This is a genomic window from Seonamhaeicola sediminis (assembly GCF_004358095.2).
In the GTDB taxonomy this organism is placed as follows: Bacteria; Bacteroidota; Bacteroidia; order Flavobacteriales; family Flavobacteriaceae; genus Seonamhaeicola; species Seonamhaeicola sediminis.
In genome coordinates, this window is record NZ_SMZJ02000003.1 from 163,040 (window position 1) to 182,958 (window position 19,919).

The 19,919-nt window shown below is 33.1% G+C and carries 20 protein-coding genes and 1 tRNA gene; 12 read left to right on the top strand and 9 right to left on the bottom strand.

Annotation, left to right across the window (positions count from 1 at the left end):
* The 5 genes from E1J38_RS05325 to E1J38_RS05345 form a co-directional block, all read right to left on the bottom strand.
* Complete coding sequence (locus tag E1J38_RS05325; protein ID WP_133356136.1) at positions 1-195, bottom strand: LPXTG cell wall anchor domain-containing protein; 195 nt, start codon at positions 193-195, stop codon at positions 1-3.
* A gap of 147 nt (positions 196-342) precedes the next feature.
* Entirely contained in the window at positions 343-894 is a 552-nt protein-coding gene (gene lptC / locus E1J38_RS05330; RefSeq protein ID WP_133356137.1) for an LPS export ABC transporter periplasmic protein LptC, read from the bottom strand.
* Positions 895-931: 37 nt separating this feature from the next.
* Positions 932-2,314 carry a tetratricopeptide repeat protein gene (locus E1J38_RS05335; RefSeq protein WP_133356138.1) on the bottom strand — a complete coding sequence of 461 codons (1,383 nt, stop codon included), beginning with the start codon at positions 2,312-2,314 and terminating at the stop codon, positions 932-934.
* A 24-nt stretch (positions 2,315-2,338) separates the two neighbouring features.
* On the bottom strand, positions 2,339-3,643 hold the full coding sequence (gene bamG, locus E1J38_RS05340; RefSeq protein ID WP_133356139.1) for a BamG family beta-barrel-assembly machinery protein: 1,305 nt from the start codon (positions 3,641-3,643) through the stop codon (positions 2,339-2,341).
* Positions 3,640-4,371, bottom strand: coding sequence for a type III pantothenate kinase (locus E1J38_RS05345; protein WP_133356140.1), 732 nt, complete (start codon positions 4,369-4,371; stop codon positions 3,640-3,642). The genes bamG and E1J38_RS05345 overlap by 4 nt, the downstream gene beginning before the upstream one ends.
* Positions 4,372-4,540: 169 nt before the next feature.
* Here E1J38_RS05345 and E1J38_RS05350 point away from each other — a divergent pair.
* The 12 genes from E1J38_RS05350 to E1J38_RS05405 all read left to right on the top strand — a co-directional run bounded on the left by E1J38_RS05350 (position 4,541) and on the right by E1J38_RS05405 (position 16,095).
* Positions 4,541-4,613 (top strand) — tRNA-Phe (locus E1J38_RS05350).
* A 211-nt stretch (positions 4,614-4,824) separates the two neighbouring features.
* Complete coding sequence (locus E1J38_RS05355) at positions 4,825-6,159, top strand: sugar MFS transporter (protein ID WP_133356141.1); 1,335 nt, start codon at positions 4,825-4,827, stop codon at positions 6,157-6,159.
* A gap of 15 nt (positions 6,160-6,174) precedes the next feature.
* Positions 6,175-8,103: an acetate--CoA ligase gene (acs, locus tag E1J38_RS05360; RefSeq protein WP_133356142.1), complete on the top strand. Its 1,929-nt coding sequence runs from the start codon at positions 6,175-6,177 to the stop codon at positions 8,101-8,103.
* A gap of 143 nt (positions 8,104-8,246) precedes the next feature.
* Positions 8,247-8,582, top strand: coding sequence for an arsenosugar biosynthesis-associated peroxidase-like protein (locus tag E1J38_RS05365; RefSeq protein ID WP_133356143.1), 336 nt, complete (start codon positions 8,247-8,249; stop codon positions 8,580-8,582).
* A 308-nt stretch (positions 8,583-8,890) separates the two neighbouring features.
* Complete coding sequence (arsS, locus tag E1J38_RS05370) at positions 8,891-9,946, top strand: arsenosugar biosynthesis radical SAM (seleno)protein ArsS (protein WP_133356329.1); 1,056 nt, start codon at positions 8,891-8,893, stop codon at positions 9,944-9,946.
* A 9-nt stretch (positions 9,947-9,955) separates the two neighbouring features.
* On the top strand, positions 9,956-10,450 hold the full coding sequence (locus tag E1J38_RS05375; RefSeq protein WP_133356144.1) for a rhodanese-like domain-containing protein: 495 nt from the start codon (positions 9,956-9,958) through the stop codon (positions 10,448-10,450).
* Complete coding sequence (locus tag E1J38_RS05380) at positions 10,443-11,072, top strand: TIGR04282 family arsenosugar biosynthesis glycosyltransferase (RefSeq protein ID WP_186525823.1); 630 nt, start codon at positions 10,443-10,445, stop codon at positions 11,070-11,072. Before E1J38_RS05375 ends, E1J38_RS05380 begins: the two co-directional genes overlap by 8 nt.
* A complete protein-coding gene (locus E1J38_RS05385) occupies positions 11,065-11,877 on the top strand; it encodes a purine-nucleoside phosphorylase (RefSeq protein ID WP_133356146.1) in 813 nt (270 codons plus the stop codon). The genes E1J38_RS05380 and E1J38_RS05385 overlap by 8 nt, the downstream gene beginning before the upstream one ends.
* 70 nt (positions 11,878-11,947) lie before the next feature.
* Complete coding sequence (gene arsM / locus E1J38_RS05390) at positions 11,948-12,919, top strand: arsenosugar biosynthesis arsenite methyltransferase ArsM (RefSeq protein WP_133356147.1); 972 nt, start codon at positions 11,948-11,950, stop codon at positions 12,917-12,919.
* Between the two features lie 95 nt (positions 12,920-13,014).
* A complete protein-coding gene (locus tag E1J38_RS05395) occupies positions 13,015-13,776 on the top strand; it encodes a DUF547 domain-containing protein (protein ID WP_255449791.1) in 762 nt (253 codons plus the stop codon).
* A complete protein-coding gene (locus E1J38_RS05400) occupies positions 13,769-14,494 on the top strand; it encodes a TIGR04283 family arsenosugar biosynthesis glycosyltransferase (protein WP_133356149.1) in 726 nt (241 codons plus the stop codon). The genes E1J38_RS05395 and E1J38_RS05400 overlap by 8 nt, the downstream gene beginning before the upstream one ends.
* Positions 14,495-14,571: 77 nt before the next feature.
* Complete coding sequence (locus E1J38_RS05405; RefSeq protein ID WP_133356150.1) at positions 14,572-16,095, top strand: carboxypeptidase-like regulatory domain-containing protein; 1,524 nt, start codon at positions 14,572-14,574, stop codon at positions 16,093-16,095.
* Here the strand turns inward: E1J38_RS05405 and E1J38_RS05410 are convergent, their stop codons facing one another.
* The 4 genes from E1J38_RS05410 to E1J38_RS05425 form a co-directional block, all read right to left on the bottom strand.
* A complete protein-coding gene (locus E1J38_RS05410) occupies positions 16,096-16,827 on the bottom strand; it encodes a metallophosphoesterase family protein (protein ID WP_133356151.1) in 732 nt (243 codons plus the stop codon).
* Between the two features lie 70 nt (positions 16,828-16,897).
* Positions 16,898-18,157, bottom strand: coding sequence for a POTRA domain-containing protein (locus E1J38_RS05415; protein WP_133356152.1), 1,260 nt, complete (start codon positions 18,155-18,157; stop codon positions 16,898-16,900).
* Positions 18,154-18,888 carry a hypothetical protein gene (locus E1J38_RS05420; protein WP_133356153.1) on the bottom strand — a complete coding sequence of 245 codons (735 nt, stop codon included), beginning with the start codon at positions 18,886-18,888 and terminating at the stop codon, positions 18,154-18,156. The genes E1J38_RS05415 and E1J38_RS05420 overlap by 4 nt, the downstream gene beginning before the upstream one ends.
* Complete coding sequence (locus tag E1J38_RS05425; protein WP_133356154.1) at positions 18,885-19,886, bottom strand: glycoside hydrolase family 113; 1,002 nt, start codon at positions 19,884-19,886, stop codon at positions 18,885-18,887. Before E1J38_RS05425 ends, E1J38_RS05420 begins: the two co-directional genes overlap by 4 nt.
* Positions 19,887-19,919 lie beyond the last annotated feature (33 nt).

Here is a 19,919-nt window from a genome sequence, read left to right on the forward strand (position 1 = left end):
CTAAGACTGATTATTCCTGTTCTGGAATTTTTTATTAAACCTTCTTCTGAAGAAAAACATAAAAACAGCTAAAGCTGCTAAACCTAACGATATGTATGCTGCATTAGTACCATCTCCCCATTTTGAAATACCATCATATGCAAATAGTACTGCAAAAACTAAATAAGCGTATTGAAAAATACTTGAATATTTCATGTGTTAATATTTATTTTTTTCTCAAAGGTTACGTGTAACATCCAAATTATCATTTCACTGTGTGTCTAAAAGTTAGACATGGATGTTTCATTGTTTTAATTTAATGTAAAGATAAATAATTTAGGAAAGATTAAAGGTTGAAATCAACTATTCTTCAACTGTAAAAATACCTGTTACTTCTAATACTTCTGCGTTAGAAAATTCTCCGTTAGAATCAAAACCATTACCATGAATAACATCTTGTCCTGACGTAAATGTAACGGGGAAATTGGTAAATAACCACTCTTTTTTTCGGTCAAAGTATAACTGATCAGACTTTAAAATTCTATTATCATGCGTTGTAATAACAACATTACCCTGTAAATCTATAATACTTGTTTTATCATAAACAATGGCATAATCTGACACTACAGTACTCTTTTTATCTTTGTCATAAATATTGAGTGTAACACCATTGGTAAATTCGTAATAAGGAAAATCTCTATTACTATAATCAAACATTTTTTTTCCTATTAAATGCCTTGTAACCTTTCCAGAATCAGTGTATTTAAGATTAAAATTCTCTGCTTCTCCTATAGGTTCATTTTCAGAAATGCCAATTTTCTGGACTTCATTATAGTTGTCTTTACAAGAAAAAAACATAGTCACAGTAAAAACTGTGACTATGCTTAAAATATAATATGTAATTAATTGTTTCATGAATAGTTTTGAGTGTTAACCCAAACTGAAAAATCAATTATTTTATGTCTGGTACAGTTACAGAACCTCCTATCCAACAACCAATCTTAATCACTTCTCCTGAATTACCTTTACTGAAAATCTCAGATTTAGAAGGTGCTTTTGCCAAATAATTTGCAACGGACTTAGATGAGTTACTTCTTTGTGTTGGATCTACTCTAGCTGCTTTTTTAGCTTCTTCAGCAGCATACCAATACACAGCTCTCTTCGTAAAATTATCTGTCCCACAATCATTAGCACTTGCCGCATACATGGCTGCTATTGAAAGGTGCGGACGACCATTTGATGGGTTTAATTTTAATGCATTTCTAAAATAGGTTCTTGCTTGCCCGTATCGTCCTTTCTTTTTAAGAATTAAACCAATGTTATTAGCCAATTTAGCTTTTTTAAAGCTGTCTTCTTCTAACTCATAAGATTCTGTGAAATAATTAACGGCTTCATTTTCTTTACCATTCTTTAATAACACTGTAGCCACAAAATATTTGGTGTCTGCTGATGGTGCCGTTTCATCATACGCTTTTACCATTTTTTCGTAAAGTGGGTCATCTGTACATTCTTTATAGAACATTCTGCTTACGGCACGTTTTAACCAAACTGCGTCATTCTTGTTTGCTTCAAAATCTTTTGTATATAAAGGAATTAAGTTATCACAATTTGCACGGGGACCTAGTTGACCATCTATTCCAGATGAAATTTGGTCATAAGCCTTTAAGTAACTTTCGTAATATCTTTTGTAGCTTTCCTGCTTTTTACTCAATGCACTACCTTCATCTTCTTTTGCAACAAGGATGTTTAATTTAGCTGAATAAATCTTAACCTCGTCTTCTACTTTATCAACAATATCATCATATTTATTAAATAAATCCTGAGCCGGTTTTTTCTTAGCATCAAACAATTCTACCATTAAAGAAAAGTAAGTGTATAAACTTTTTGGATTAGTAAAATTCTCTTTATCTGCGTTATAAACCGCATCAAAACACTCATAAAGTTCTTCTGGAGTCTTATTAAGTTCTTTTCTGTAGTCATACATTAATTGACAGGCCATTGTTCCATATTTTCCTCTTGGCGTCTTATTCGGAAAATTTTCTAGTCTTTGCTCATAAAGCTTAAGCAAATCATTTATATAACCTAATTTCTCAGTTCCAGAGGAAGTCTCAATTTTATGATCTAATATTTTTTCACCATCTACATAAATGGCATTATTAAACTTAGGACATTTATTTCTTACAGCAGACCAAGGTTCATAGGCTGCATCGTAATTTTTTGCTTTAACATATTCATGGAATATTGATAGTTTGGTCATACACTCTTCGTCTTGTTGTGCAAAACCAAAACTCAATCCCATCAATAATATTAGTAAAAAAGTTATTTTCGTCTTCATGATAATTAATTTACTCGTGTTTTGTTAGTTATACTTTCTTTTCTGGAACCAAATGTCGCCCAAAGATAAGCTTAATTGGAGATTAATAAAATTCTCTTGTATTAAATTACTATTAGTTGTTCCTCTTTTACCTAGCTCTAAACCTATGTTGGCACTAGATAATCCTCCTCTTAATGGTAATCCAACACCAAAAGACATGCCAAACTCATTAATTGATTCAGTATTTAGATTAAGTCCCGTTTTTTCATATCGAACTCCCGTTCTATACACAATTCTTTTTAAGTAGTTGTTTAATGAATTGTAATCTGGGATATAAAAACCTCCAACAGAAATAGTGGAAGCATCTTCATAACTAGTACTGGCACTGCTGTAAAGCGGATTAGAAAATTGGCTAGTCTTTTGCAAGGTGTATTCACCACCAATAAACCAACTTCTTGGTTTTCCTAGTCCTAATCCAAACGACATTTTGGATGGCAATACCAAATCTGTTTCCAATAGCCCCAAAGCTTCCAAATCAATATCAATTAAATCATTTACAAACTCGCGCCCAGTGTTAGCGTTAGTGGTAATAGTAGCTATAGAACGTTGATTGTTTGACACCAATGTACTTTCGGGTGTATACGTGAAACTAGTTGCTAACTCTAAACTTTCAAATACTAACGTTGTATAAGACAAACCTATGTTAAAATTTAAGCCACTTAAATCAGACCGATTACTTTCTCTAGATTGATATTGGGTTGGTATACCATCATCATAAACATATTCAATTGTGCTATTTCTAACACTACCAAAATTATATTGGGCATCTATACCAATACTAAAGCCCTTAGCAATTCTATAACCTAACCCAAGAAAAGCTTTATTTAAGCCTCCTTCACCAGTAAACCTATTCTCAATTTGATTATCATCGTTTAGAGATTCTAATTTATAACCAACAGAAGTATAAGGTAGGAGACCAAAACCAAAACCAAACTTACCCATTGGCACTGTTAGTGCTACATAATCAAATGTAGTTGAACTTGTTTTATCACTTTCAGAAGCTCCCTCTAAGTTAATACTAGAATGACTTCCTCCTACTGTAAATTTTACTGGTCTATTCTCATTATTAAGATACGATAGGTTATCTGTTGCATACGACGCAGGATTACGTAAATTCACATGAATACTATCTATGTAAACACCAATACCCCCCATACTTCTATTTTCAACTGTACCCTTAAATTTAAGACTTCCTATACCATAAAAAGAGTATGGAGATGCTGTACCTTCTTGACCATTACCATACATGGTAATTAAAACAGTAAAAACTAATACAAGTTTTTTAATCATTCGTTTGAATTAAATTGTAAAATGTAGTTCAAACCCTCCAAAAGAAAATTTGAATTGGCAAATATGCTATTTTTTAATTGTTTAGACAAGAAATTAGCATCACCTCCTGTTAAAATAACTGTTAAATCTGGATATTTAAGTTTATAACTATCAATCATACCATCTATCTCATTTAATACTCCAAATACTACCCCAGAATGAATTGACGCTTTAGTAGAGGCTCCAATGATGCCTTTAGGTTTTTCTAATTCTAATAACGGTAAGTTAGCCGTTAAATTATTTAACGACTTATAACGCGTACGCAACCCAGGTGAAATTGCTCCACCTAAATACTCATTTTGCGAGTTTATAAAATCATAGGTTATACAAGTACCGGCATCAATAATAAGCACATTTTTATCTGGAAATTGCTTCACCGAGGCACTTACCAAGGCTATTCGGTCAACCCCTAGTGTTTTTGGAGTTTTGTATTTGTTTTTGAAAGGAAGATTGGTTTTTGAATTTAACTTTAAAAGAGGTGTGATTGTCTCAATTTCCGATACATGTTCATTATTTAACCTCCCAACTGATGAAACAATCCCTTTTTGCAGTGATTTAAATCTACTTTTGATCATCCTAACCTGCTTTAATAATAAATTATGTTCTATTACCTCTTTATAACAAATATTACCCTCACTAAAAACAGCAAGTTTCACAAATGTATTCCCAACATCAATAATTAAATTCATACGTTTATTGAAAGGGCTAAAATTACAAAACACAAATAATTATACTCTTAATTATATTATAAATTACCATCAAAGAATCCTTAAACCTCAAAATATATTAATGCATTTTTTTGTATTTTTATTTTGGCGAATAACAAAATTGAATTTATATTTGCAACCGCTTTGGCGAGGTACCTTAGCTCAGTTGGTAGAGCAAAGGACTGAAAATCCTTGTGTCCCTGGTTCGATTCCTGGAGGTACCACTTAAAAACCCTGAAACAGTAATGTTTACAGGGTTTTTTGTTTTTAAACCTCACTTTTTCCTGAATATTTTTAAGATTCATGTAATATTCTACTCTTAATTACTACAAAAAACCATGAATCTTTTTAAGTTACAAGATTTTTTTATTTCTTTAGTCTTTCTTTATGCAGGGTATACTATTTTCTATTTCCTTGAATTATCAATAGCAAATTATGAGCACATCTAACACTCCCCTTAAACCTACATCTAACAACCTGTTACCTATATTAATTATAGCGGGTCTATTTTTTATATTCGGGTTTGTAACTTGGATTAATGGTGCCTTAATTCCCTTCATGAAAACTATTAACGAGCTAACCGATGCACAATCCTATTTGGTAGCTTCGGCTTCTTATATTTCTTTTGTGATAATGGCTTTACCTTCGTCTAGTATATTAAATAGAATTGGCTATAGAAAAGGTATGTCCTTAGGATTAATGATTATGGGGTTAGGAGCATTAGTATTTATTCCTGCGGCAGAAGCTAGAACTTATTGGGTTTTTTTAACTGGAATTTTTATACAAGGCGCAGGAATGACCTTATTACAAACAGCCGCCAACCCTTATATTACTATTTTAGGTCCTCTAGAAAGTGGAGCAAAACGGATTGCTATTATGGGAATCGCCAACAAAGTTGCGGGCGCTTTAGGATCGGTAATTTTTGGAGCCATATTATTATCTGGAATAGATGAGATTAAAGACAAGTTAGCTACCGTAGATACTTCTGAAAAATCTGAATTATTGAGTACTATGGCAGACAGTGTGGTTACCCCATATGTTGCCATGGCTATTGTACTATTTATTCTAGGACTCGCTATTAGAAAAGCTCCTTTGCCACACGTTGAGGCAGATACAGATGAAAATCAAATAGAAGGAAAATCTTCTAAATTAAGTATTTTTCAATTCCCACATTTATGGTTAGGGGTTATGGCTCTTTTTGTTTATGTAGGGGTTGAAGTAATTGCTGGAGATACTATTATTGCCTATGGTATCGCACTAGATATCCCAGCTTCTCAAGCTAAGTTTTTTACCTTGTTTACACTGATGGCTATGGTATTTACTTATGCATTGGGTGTGATATTAATTCCAAAGTACATAAGTCAATCCTTCGCTTTAAAGGCTAGTGCCATTTTAGGCATCATCCTTTCCCTATGCATCCTATTTACCAGCGGATTTACTTCTGTGCTTTTTGTAGCCTCTCTAGGTATTGCTAATGCCTTAGTATGGCCTGCTGTATGGCCATTAGCGTTAAAAGGTTTAGGAAAATTTACAAAAACGGCTTCAGCCCTTTTGATCATGGCGATAAGTGGTGGTGCTATTATCCCACCTTTATACGGCGCTATAGTGGACGATAAGAAAAATGAATTAATAAAAGTTGGGCTTAGTGAAGTTTCTGCAATGGCAGAGGCTGGCAATTTTGGATATTGGATATTGTTGCCTTGTTACACCATTATTCTATATTATGCCTTTTGGGGTCATAAATTAGGACTTACAACGATTAAACGCTAAATTAAATTTTAAAGCATGAGCAATTACCATATAAAACATCTAGAAGAATACTATCAAGTATATAGAAAATCGGTTAGAGAACCTGAAAATTTCTGGGAAGAAGTTGCTGAAGAGCATTTTATGTGGCGCAAGAAATGGGATAATGTCTTAAGCTGGGATTTTTCTAAGCCTGAAGTTAAATGGTTTGAAGGAGCACAATTAAATATAACCGAAAATTGCATTGATAGACATTTGGCAACAAGAGGTAATAAAACAGCTATTCTTTTCGAACCGAACAACCCAAACGAAGCCTCTATTTCTATTAGTTACAAAGAACTTTCAGAACGTGTCAATAAATTTGCAAATGTCTTAAAAGATCATGGTATTGAAAAAGGAGACAGAGTTTGTATTTATCTTCCCATGATACCTAAATTAGCAGTTTCGGTTCTAGCTTGTGCTAGAATTGGCGCTATTCATTCCGTGGTTTTTGCAGGCTTCTCTTCAACGGCTTTATCAACTCGAATTAATGATTCTCAATGTAAAATGGTCATCACCAGTGATGGTTCTTACAGAGGTTCTAAAACAATAGATTTAAAAGGCATTGTAGATGAAGCATTAAACGATTGCTCTTGCGTGGAAACTGTTTTAGTTGTCAAACGTATTCAATCTGATATTCACATGGAATCTGGAAGAGATAAATGGTTACAACCCTTATTAGACAATGCGTCTTCTATTTGTCCAGTTGAAGTAATGAATGCTGAAGATCCTTTGTTTATTCTATACACATCAGGTTCTACAGGTATGCCCAAAGGTATGGTACACACTACGGCAGGTTACATGGTTTATACTGCCTACACATTTAAAAATGTATTCCAATACAGGGAAGATGATATTTATTGGTGTACTGCAGATATTGGCTGGATAACAGGCCATAGTTATATTGTATATGGGCCTCTGGCAAACGGAGCTACAACGGTCATGTTTGAGGGTGTTCCAAGTTACCCTGATTATGGTCGGTTTTGGGAAATTGTTCAAAAACATAAAATAAATCAGTTCTACACAGCACCAACAGCCATTAGAGCTTTAGCTAAACAAGGACTTGAAGTTGTTGAAAAGTATGATTTATCTTCATTAAAGACTCTAGGTTCTGTAGGTGAACCCATAAATGAAGAAGCTTGGCATTGGTACAATGATAATATTGGCAAAAAGAAAAGCCCCATAGTGGATACCTGGTGGCAAACTGAAACCGGTGGCATCATGATTACCCCCATCCCATTTGTAACACCAACAAAACCAACCTATGCTACGCTACCATTTATAGGTATTCAGCCTGCTTTGATGGATGAAAACGGATATGAAATTAAGGGTAATCAAGTGGATGGGCGCCTATGTATAAAATTCCCTTGGCCAAGTATGGCTAGAACCATTTGGGGGAATCATCAAAGATACAAAGACACTTACTTTTCGGCTTTTGAAAACAAGTACTTTACTGGCGATGGTGCTTTACGTGATGAGGTTGGATATTATCGAATTACAGGAAGGGTTGATGATGTTATCATTGTATCTGGTCATAATTTAGGAACTGCACCCATCGAAGATGCTGTAAATGAACATCCAGCAGTTGCAGAGTCAGCAATAGTTGGCTTCCCACATGATGTAAAAGGGAATGCGCTATATGGATATGTAATTCTTAAAGACACTGGTGAAAGTAGAGATCACACCAATTTGCGTAAAGAGATAAATCAAATTATAACAGAGCACATTGGCCCTATAGCTAAACTGGACAAAATTCAATTTACTCCAGGATTACCAAAGACACGTTCAGGTAAAATTATGAGGCGTATTCTAAGAAAAATAGCCTGCAATGACACATCAAACTTAGGAGACACCAGCACCTTACTAAATCCTGAGGTAGTCCAAAGTATTATTGATGGAGCTAAGGACTCAAAAAACACCAACTGGTAAAGTTTTTTTCAGAATATAAAAAAGACTCCGATTTAAGCAATAATCTTTTCTTTATCAAAAATATTTCCAATCCCTTGTTATGTAAAGAAGTTATTATCGACTTAAGATTTTATATTTTCATATTTTAGACCAAAATATAAAAGATGAGTAAAACATACTACGACCCCGCAGACCTAAGAAAATTTGGAAAAATCACAGAATGGAGTGAAGATATCGGAAATAAATTTTTTGATTATTACGGGAAAGTTTTTGAAGAAGGTGCTTTAACTGCTCGTGAAAAATCATTAATAGCTCTTGCGGTTGCACATACAGAACAATGCCCCTACTGCATTGACGCCTATACCAAAGATGGTTTACAACGTGGTGTTACCAAAGAAGAAATGATGGAAGCCATACATGTAGGAGCTGCTATTAAAAGTGGTGCTACTCTTGTTCATGGGGTACAAATGATGAATAAAGTGAATAAATTGGATGGGTAAAAGCCCCTCCTAACCTCCCCTAAAGGGAGGAACCTTACTCATACTTTGAAAGACAAAATATAAGTTGGGTGAAAAAAAGTAAATAACAGAAAATCAAGTCCCAAATTCCGACGTAGTCGGAAGCATCAAAAATCAGAAATAATGAACGAAAGAGTGAAGATGCGAAGCGTAGCTTCAAGCACAAAACTCTGAAAGTGAATGTTGCTTTAGCAATTTCCTATTTTTGACTCGATTTTTTGGTTCGTTTTGTATCGCTGCAAAATGAACAATAAATATAAAAGGTATTTTTTAAGAGTACTATGACGAAAATAAAAACACAATCGCTACACAAGCGCGAAAGCACATTAGCTCAAAGCAAAAGACAATTAGAAATTTTATCTAACGGTATTTTCCAAAACGGAGAACTGCCAACATTTAAGTCTAAAATATCTGAAACAAACCAGTTTCCCTTGAAGGCAAAAAAGCTTGAAATTTTGCAAATCAACATAGGCTATATGTGTAACCAAGTTTGCGAACATTGCCATGTAGATGCAGGTCCAGATCGTCAAGAAATAATGACCAAGGAGACCATGCAGCAGTGTTTATACGTTATTAAAAATACAGGCGCACATACTTTAGATTTAACAGGTGGTGCTCCAGAAATGAATCCTAATTTTAGATGGTTTATAGAAGAAGCGGCAAAAGCAGGTATTAAAGACTTTATAGTACGCTCTAACCTTACCATTATTCGGGCTAATAAAAAGTATTACGATTTACCAGAATTCTTTAAGAAACACAATGTGCATGTTGTAAGCTCTATGCCACATTGGACGCGTGGAAAAACAGACAAACAACGTGGCGACGGTGTTTTTGATAAATCAATAAAAGCATTACAAGAATTAAACGCGGTTGGCTACGGCATGCCAGATAGTAATTTAAGACTCGATTTGGTTTACAATCCCTCAGGTGCATTTCTTCCGGGTGACCAAGCTTCTATGGAAAAAGACTTCAAAAAAGCATTACTTGAAGATTTTGGAATTCAGTTCCACAATTTATTCGCAATAACCAACCTTCCTATAAGCAGGTTTTTAGATTATTTAATCGCTTCAGAAAACTACGAAGATTACATGTACGCCCTAGTTGAGGCTTATAACCCTTCAGCTGTAGCCAACGTTATGTGTACCAATACACTTTCCGTAAGTTGGGAAGGCTATTTATTCGATTGCGATTTTAATCAAATGCTTGAGCTACCTGTGAGCAGTAAAATAAAGCATATATCTGAATATAATGAGGAATTATTAGAGGGTAGAAATATTGTTATTTCGCAACACTGCTACGGTTGTACCGCAGGTGCAGGTAGTAGTTGCCAAGGCACTGTGGCTTAAATACAAGTTATGCAAAAAACTTTCCTGTTTTTTATTTTTTTTATTTCTGCACTAGGTTATTCTCAAAAGAAATTAGATAAATTACTCAAGAAATATAATTCGGAAAAGATTCCGTATATTTATGTAAATGAATTGAAATCATACCCAGACAATATTATTCTTTTGGATGCCAGAGAACAAAGAGAATATGCAACTAGTCATTTAAAAGATGCTATTGCTGTTGGGTATGATTTCTTTAACATAGATTCTACTTCTAAAAAAATACCAAACAAGAATTCTAAAGTTGTGGTATATTGCTCTTTGGGCATTCGTTCTGAAGATATTGCCGAAAAACTCCAAAAAGCTGGATATAAAAATGTTTTCAATTTATTTGGTGGCATTTTTGAATGGAAAAATAATCTACAAAAAGTTTATAATCTAAAAGAGCAAGAAACCGATAGTGTGCATGCCTTTAGTAAAGATTGGGGGAAATGGTTGCAAAAAGGGATTAAAGTATATGAATAAAGAACTCGTTATTGTTTTTGTAAAAAACATAAAGTTGGGCAAGGTAAAAACCCGACTTGCTAAAACCATTGGCAATCAAGCTGCTTTTGAGGTGTATAGTGAATTGGTGAAAATTACAGAACAGGCTACCACTAAACTTAAGGCAGACAAGCGCATCTACTTTTCAGATGCCATTATAGAAACCAAATGGAATGGTTTTGAAAAGCATGTGCAAGAAGGCAAAAATCTTGGTATACGCATGAAAAATGCTTTTTCTAAAGGGTTTAAAGACGGTTACAATCGTATTGTATTAATAGGCTCAGATTTACCTGATATTAATGAAACACATATTAATAATGGGTTGAACGCTTTAAAAGAATACAACACTGTTTTTGGGCCATCTGTTGATGGTGGTTATTACCTGATCGGACTTTCTAAATTATATCATAATGTGTTTGATAATAAGCCTTGGAGCCAACCAAATTTACTGGAAGAAACATTGCAAGAATTAAGTGCAAAAGCTATAACATTTAGTATTTTAGAAACCTTAAATGATATTGATACGTTTGAAGACTTAATAACTTCAAATTTTTACAAATCGAATATAGAGTTACAAGAAAAAATTAAACAGTTAAATGATTAAATTTATTACAGAAACGGTAGATTATCTCAAAGACAAAGGCTTCTATAAACCAGAAGTGGGTATTATTTTAGGCACTGGTCTTGGACAACTTATTAATTCGGTTGAAGTTTTAAAAGAGGTAAGCTATAACCATATTCCCAATTTTCCAACGGCCACAGTGGAGTTTCATAGAGGAAAACTTGTCTACGGGAATCTTGCTGGAAAAAAAGTTATAATAATGCAAGGTCGTTTTCATGTATACGAAGGCTATACGCTACAGGATGTTACCTACCCTGTGCGCATTATGCAACAATTAGGTATTCATACCCTATTAGTTTCTAATGCCGCTGGAGCTATTAATTTAGATTTCAAAAAAGGAGAATTGATGTTGATTGACGACCATATTAACCTTCAAGGAAGTTCGCCACTAGCAGTAAAAGGTATTGAGCAAATGGGTGAGCGTTTTGTAGATATGAGTGCTCCTTATGATGCTCTAATTAACGCTAGTTTTAAAAATATTGCGAAAACCCATAACATAAAATTACACAAAGGCGTATATGCAAGTGTGGTTGGCCCACAATTAGAAACCAGAGCAGAATACAGAATGCTTAAAATAATTGGGGCAGATGCTGTTGGGATGAGCACCGTACCAGAAGTTATTGTGGCAAACCACTTAAAATTGAAGGTGGCAGCAGTGTCAGTTTTAACGGATGAATGCGACCCAGATAACTTAGAACCTGTAAATATTGAAGAAATTATAGCCATGGCAGCAAAGGCTGAACCAGATATGGTAACACTTTTTAAAGCTGTAATTGAAACATTATAAAAAAAATTGTAGTGTCCATTTAGGAATAAGACCAAGAACTAAACTAAATACCCAATATTAAATAAAAAACATGAGTACATACTTAGAAACCACACACAATGTATATAAAGAAGCCGCATTAACTCCAGATGTAGGTTTATGCTGTACCACAAACCCCATTTGGGAATTACCAGGATTAAAAATTCCCAAAATCATGCAAGAAATGAATTATGGTTGTGGCTCTACAGTGCATGCCAGAGATTTAACCAATAATCCAAAAATGCTTTACGTTGGTGTTGGTGGCGGTATGGAATTGTTGCAGTTCGCTTATTTCAATCGACAAAAAGGAGGTGTAATAGGTGTTGATGTGGTAGATGAAATGTTAGAAGCTTCACGTAAAAATTTTAAGGAAGCCGAAGCACTAAACGATTGGTTTAAGAGCGATTTTGTAACACTAAAAAAAGGAGATGCGCTTCATCTTCCTGTTGAAGATAACAGTATTGATGTTGCAGCACAAAACTGTTTGTTTAACATCTTTAAAGCAGACGATTTAAAAAAGGCTATTGCCGAAATGTATCGTGTTTTAAAGCCTCATGGGCGTTTGGTAATGAGCGACCCTACCTGCGAGCAACCTATGAATGACACCTTACGGAATGATGATAGATTACGTGCCTTGTGTTTAAGTGGTAGCTTGCCTATTGCTGAATATGTAAAAATGTTGACAGATGCTGGTTTTGGCACTATTGAAATTAGAGCCAGAAAACCTTATAGAATTTTAGACCCAAAACATTACCCAACGGATGAATTAATATACATTGAATCCATTGAGGTTGCTGCCATAAAAGACCCAATGCCTGAAGATGGCCCATGTATTTTTACTGGAAAAGCTGCCATTTATTATGGTGACGCGGATTATTTTGATGACAAAAAAGGGCATGTATTACTTAAAAATCAACCGTTAGCCATTTGTGATAAAACCGCTGGTGCTCTAGCAGATTTAAATCGGCATGATATTTTCATTAGTGAATCTACCTATCATTATGACGGCGGGGGCTGCTGTTAGTTAGTAATTTTAAATTTACAATGCGAAATATATTATGCATTACTTGCTGTATTCTTTTGTTAGCGTCTTGTAAGGGAACAAGAAAAGTAACAGAGATGTCTAGACCCCAAGAAAAAAGTCACACCCAAGATATCACAACTACAGTTTATACTTTAGAAACTAAACAAGAGAATAAAACCATAAGAGATAGTCTAAAAAAAGTAACTACCCGCGTTTTATCTCAGCATCAGTTATGGGATAATCTTTTGGGAAAATACGTTTCAAACGAGGGACATGTGGATTACCAAGGCTTAAAAAAAGAATATAACAAACTTCAAGAATATATTAGTTTTCTCCAAAGTTCTGTGCCAGAAAAAGATAGTTCTAAAAACCAAAAATTAAGTTATTGGATTAACACTTACAATGCTTTTACAGTTGATTTAATTTTAAGACATTATCCCATTAATAGTATAAAAGACATTAAAGAACCTTGGCAACAACGCCATTGGAAATTAGGAGACAAATGGTATAATTTAGATGAGATAGAACACCATATTTTACGTAAAATGGATGAACCTCGTATTCATTTTGCCATAAACTGTGCCTCTATATCTTGTCCTAAACTTCAAAATAAAGCATTTACAACAACACATTTAGAAACACAATTAACTAAAGCTACCAAAGACTTTTTAAATGATCCTGAAAGAAATTCAATTTCAAAAGATAATTTAGAACTCTCAAAAATATTTCAATGGTTTGCCAAAGATTTTAAACAACATGGTTCGTTAATTGATTTTTTAAATCAATATTCTGACTTAGAAATTTCACAGAAAGCAAAGAAAAACTACAAAGATTACAATTGGAGTTTAAATGAATAAAATCTCTATTGTCATACCCGTTTTAAATGAATCAGCTAATATTAAAAATTTACTGAATTACCTTATTGAAAATTCATCTGAGGAAAATATTCAAGATATTTTAGTGGTTGATGGGGGAAGTATTGATGGCACTCAAGATATGGTTCTCGACACATTCGCACAGAGAGAAAACACTCGAACTTACATTCGTCTTTTAACATCAGAAAAAGGACGTGCCAAACAAATGAATTTTGGTGCAAAAAACGCTTCAGGAAATATTCTCTATTTTCTTCATGCCGATTCTTTCCCTCCTAAAAACTTTGATAAATTAATTATTAAACAGGTAAAAAACAGTAATAAAGCGGGTTGTTTTAGAATGAAATTTGACAGCAACCATTGGTGGTTAAAACTAGCGGGATGGTTAACAAAATTTTCGTGGAAAATAGCACGTGGCGGAGACCAAAGCCTATTCATTACTAAATCACTGTTTTACAAGATTGGTGGTTTTGATGAAAGTTACACCATATACGAAGACAATGATTTTATAAGTAAGCTTTATAAACGCAAACAATTTGTGGTAATTCAAGAGTGGTTGGTAACTTCATCTAGACGTTATAAAACCAACGGGTTGTGGAAATTACAATATCACTATTGCAATATCCATATTAAAAGATTATTGGGTGCAGATGCCCAAACGTTAAACAAATACTACTTAAAGCACGTTCTTGTTAAAAAATGATAAAACTGTTGTAACAAAAAGTTAATTAATCGGTCGTGTTTTTGTAATAACTTAATTTCATAGCAAAATCAAGACCAATGAAATCCTATTTAGCAAGTTTATTTTGTTTAATATCATTTGCGCTTTTATTTGGTCAAGAATCAATCAGTGCTAAATTAATTGACTCCACAACTCAAAAACCCATTCTCTTTGCAACTATTAGCTATGGAAAAAACTCTGGTGTTATTAGTAATAGTGATGGTGATTTTCAAATTCACTTTAAATCAAATCCTTCAAAATCAGATTCAATTTTCATTAGTTGCTTGGGATATAAAACTAAACAGATACCCGCTTTACATTTTAAGGATAGTATTATTTTACTAAGTCCAAAATCCATCGAGCTAGACGAAGTTCTGGTTTCTAACAAAAACTATAGTGTAGAGGAAATAATTGAAAAAACACACGAAAATCTCTCTGCGAATTATCATTTTAACTACAACAAAAGTAAATTGTTCTATCGCGAATCTTATTTCAATCACATAACCAAAAACAGCATTAAAGTAAAAGAAAGTACTATCCCAGAATTTAACCAGAAATTTATGGATAGTATCATGGCTATTATGTCCAAAGAAGCAGACGATTACACCGAATTATTGGGTACACTTTACACAAAGACCGACCCTGAAGAAAAACATAAACTAGACATTATAAAGGCATCTCGGTTGTACGACAAGAAAAAAGAAGTTTCTTTTGATGGACTTGAAGAACGCTTCAATGCCATATTTAGAAAACATGTAAAAAGAGATTCTTATTTTAAGATAAAGTCAGGCATTTTTGGAACAAAGGAAGACATAGATTCATCTCTGTTTGATAGTGCAGATACCAAAAAGGAAAAAGAAAAAACAGATGCGTTTTTAGAAGAACAGAAAAAAAAGGAACTAGAACGTAAAAAAAATTTCTTAAAACACAGAAAAAACACCATTTCTAATTTAGAGCACAGAAGTTTTATTTTTGAAGACTCTCATTTAAACTTTCTTGAAAAACCTAAAAAGTACGCGTTTGAGTTATTGGATTATATCTTTTTAAACGGGGAATTTGTTTATAAAATAAGTTTCAAGCCAAAACGCAGTGCCAATTACAAAGGCACATTGTATATAAATACAGATGATTTTGCCATAATAAGAGTAGACTATAAAAATGTGAAACCTTTAAGGAGTTTTAGGCTCTTGGGTATTTCATATCAAGAAGTATTACACCGTGGCACCTTAATTTATGCTAAAAATGATGTGGAAACATACACCCTAAAATATGCTGAATCTGAAACTGGAAATAACTTTGGCATTAAACGTCCTTTAAAAATTATTGAAAAGAACAAAAATGTAAAAGGTAGAAGAAAGCAAAATGAACTCTCTATGGATCTTCACTTTACTATTTCAAACACTACAAAAAAAGAACTGGTGGTTTTTGAAAGTGAAACTATTAATAAAACGGTTTTTGATGTTTTTGAGGAAAAATTAAATATTAGCCCAACATATTTACCTGCTTACGACCCTACATTTTGGGAAGGCTACAATGTAATAGAACCCAATAAAGCTATTAAAGATTTTAAGAGTATAGAGTAATTACTTATTTCTACCCTTTTCATTTGGGTAAAGCGAAGGTAAATCATCACTTTGCCAAAAGTCTTTCGTATCAATATCTATAGCTGATAATTTTCCTGTAAAGGCAGCACCAGTATCAATATTCCAAACATTAATAGCCTGCATTGGCAAATGAGAATTAAAATGTATGGTTGGTGTATGCCCAATATAAATTTCGTGGTAGTACTTTAACCGTTTTGGGTATAATTCTGAATTCATTTCAAGACGCTTATCCATGGTTAAAGCCATTTCCCAAAGTGTTCTATCAAAATATAGCGTTTGTTGAAATACTTCTTTTTCTACACCATGCATTGAGGTAAAACCAGCATGCAAAAATAAACGGTTTTTAGAATCTATATGATATAAGGTCATACCCTCAAAGAATTGTAAATGCTTAGATTTCTCCATATCTGTAAAGCCCTCATAACTTTCCATAGTTTCTTTTCCTCCATGTATATACCAAGTAGGGTTTACTTCACCACTTCTTAGCCATTCCTCTGCCCAAACATCATGATTACCTTTTATAAAAATACACTTAATAGTTTTTGAAAGTTCTATTAAAAACTGAATAACCTGAGCAGATTCACTCCACCCATCAACGTAATCACCAACAAAAATTAATGTATCTTCATCTTTAACCTCAACTTTATTTAAAACTTGAATTAAAGCTTTTAAACCTCCATGTATATCACCAACTACAACTGTACGAGCCATCTAATAATAATTTTCAGCAAAACTAGAGTATAATATTTTAATTCTGAAGATTGATGACGTTAAGTTAGCATTAAAAATATTGCCCTATTCCAAAAACAAAACCTTTGGTGGCATTTTCTGAAATACCATAACCATAATCTATCCTAAAAATAGCATTATATATTTTTTTATGAATAAAACGAAGTCCCAAACCTGGATATACTTTTACATTATTAGATTTACTAAAATCGCCAAAATCGCCACCAGGATTGCGCCATGTTCCCGCATCTATAAAAACATTACTTTGTAACACAAACCAATTTTTTTCATAAATGGTTTGCCTATATTCTGAGTTAATAACAATAACACCAGTACCTCTGTCAATGGTATTTCCTACACCTCTAACATTTAAATTATTATCTACCGAAAAAGGAGCAAAAGGCGTTTCATCATTTGATGATAAACCCAACCTTAATCTATTAGCCCAATTGCCTTTGTTTCCCACTCTCAGGAAATAAAAAAAATCGTTCCAGCCAATAAAAAAATCAGGAAGCATATCATTAGTTGAAGTCACATACTGAAAATTAAATATACTTCTAAATCCGGAAACGTACTGATAATCATAATTAAGATTATTGAACTCGTAAACACCTTTAGCTAGCCATTTTTTCACATTCAACTCTGGTCTATTATTAACATTCTCTCCTCTAAACCTATAATCTTCTGTGAAGTAATTAAGTCCAAATTCTAACCTATTGTTAAAGTTAAAACGGTGCAAACCTAATAATTCATAACTTTTATTATTGTATCTATATTGAGCAGTTTCGTCATCAAAAAAAACAGGTTCTAATGTTGTTAAATCTTGATAATTGGCGGCCAAACCCCAGTGTCTTGAAAAGAGAAAAGGCGCTCTAAAATTTAAGGCATGAGAATCGTAAATATCCTTTTGGTAAAACCCTCCAAAAATAATGTTTCTTCCAAAAGCATTAAATTCATAGAGCCCTATTCTGTATGCAAATTCATCCTCATCAGTTGTATAAAAATTTACTCCAGGAATTAAAGTAAAGTTCTCCTCTATATTATAAAAAACGTTATACTCATTACCCTTAGAAATAAAAACTTGGTATGAGGCATGAGATACAGAAGGTAATTGTTTAATGAGTTTTATATCTTCTTCAATTTTCAAGGAATCTAAAACCTCACCAGGCTTTATAGAGGCTATTTTTTTTATAAATGAAGACTTTATCTTTTTATTTCCTTGAATTTTAATGTCTGAAATAACCTTTTGCTGCGCATTTGCAAAAAAAGAAATAAAAAAGAACACACATAGTAAAAGGTTAATTTTCATCATTCAGCAGTAAAAGGAGACATAATAACATGGTTTACCCAATTATCTATGCTCACATCCATAACTGTAAATATATAAGTTTCTCCTGAAATTAAACCAGGTGGCTCACCTGGAGTTACATTTAAAACAACATTATTTAATTTATAATATTGAAAATGATTATCCTCAGTATAAGTACCTGATAACAGCGCAAGATCTTCTGTTGATAAAACTTGAAAAAAAATAGCATTGTTTTCTTCAGACAATGTAAACCATGAAAAATGAGGCATTAATGGGCTAGATTGATCCACGGTTAAATCTGTACTCCATATTGTTGGCTGAAAACTTAACTTCATTCTAATAGGCGTTGAAATTTCAGTTTTGTCTTCCTTTTCATAAATCACTACAGTCCATTTACAATCAGACCGTAGTTTAAACACCCTTAAAGCACCCTGAAAAACAGGTTCTGAGTTGAGCGGTACAAACTGATAACTTGAAAAGTCTTTTTCATCGTCTGCCCATGATTGATAGAGTCTAAAATCTGATGCGCCTGCTTCTGGGTAAAAATAAATATTATTAATATCCATAGTTCCACTATCACTAGCAGCACAAGCAATTACTTGATTATTTAAAAACGTTTTATCTTCTAAGAATTTAGATAAAATAGTTTCATTGTCATTTACTAAAGGTACACTATCATCTTCAATACAGCTTATAAATAGAAAAAGTGGTATGTAGTAGATAAACTTCTTCATAACTTACTATAGTGTAATTTAATTATCTCTTCTACAGGTTTGTTTTGTGGTGTAAACCTTGAATTATTTAAACCTCCTGCCTCTTCATGATTATGATACCATTTCCAAAGAAAACCTCCTGCAAACCATTCTTTTTTCCAAAAAGTTTCAAATAGTGCTTTGGTAGTATTAATTTGAGCCTCTAAATTTACTTGATTCATGTCTCTATCACTTTTCCAGGGCTCTTTACCAGCAAAATCTACACTCCGATAACCAAACTCGGTAAATAAAATAGGTTTTTTAAACATCTTCTGATTGTTTATTATTTCAGGTAGGTGATTTTGCCAACCCTCTAAACAATCTTTCACAGAAGGCGTTTGATTTTTACTAACAGGGAAATAAGCATCAATACCTATAAAATCTAATTCGCTCCAAAAAGGTATTCGCTTAAATTCATCCCAATTAGCAGCGTAGGTAATATTACCATTGTAAATCTTTTTAACCTCCTTTATTAAATCAAACCAATAATTTGGTCTAGTATCAATAAAAGTATCAAGTTCTGTTCCTATACAAAAAATTTCAACTTTCAACTCCTTCGCTAATTGTGCATAATCCAAAATATATTTTAAGTAGCTAGCTTCTAAGGTTTTCCAATCATCATCGGAATTCATTTTTATATAACCCGTAAACTCTCCACGCCAAACCCAAATTTGAGGTTTAAGCATAATTTTAATGTTTTGTTTTCTTAGCTCAGCAATGTACTGTTTTACACCTTTCTTGGTTTCACCAAACCATTGGCGATTTGTATCATAAATCAAATTAGGACTATCAATAGTTCTAAGAAAACCAAATGGCATTACCGATGCATAATTAGCGTTGACATTAACAATAGATTTTACATGATTTTTATGAATTATATCTCTCGAAGCAACAAAACTTACTCCATTTATTTTTTCAACCTGTCCTATACAAGATTGAACAAATATTATAAGAACAATTAGGAGTTTGTGATGTTTCATTTTAATGTTTTTATTAGCTCCTAATTTAACATT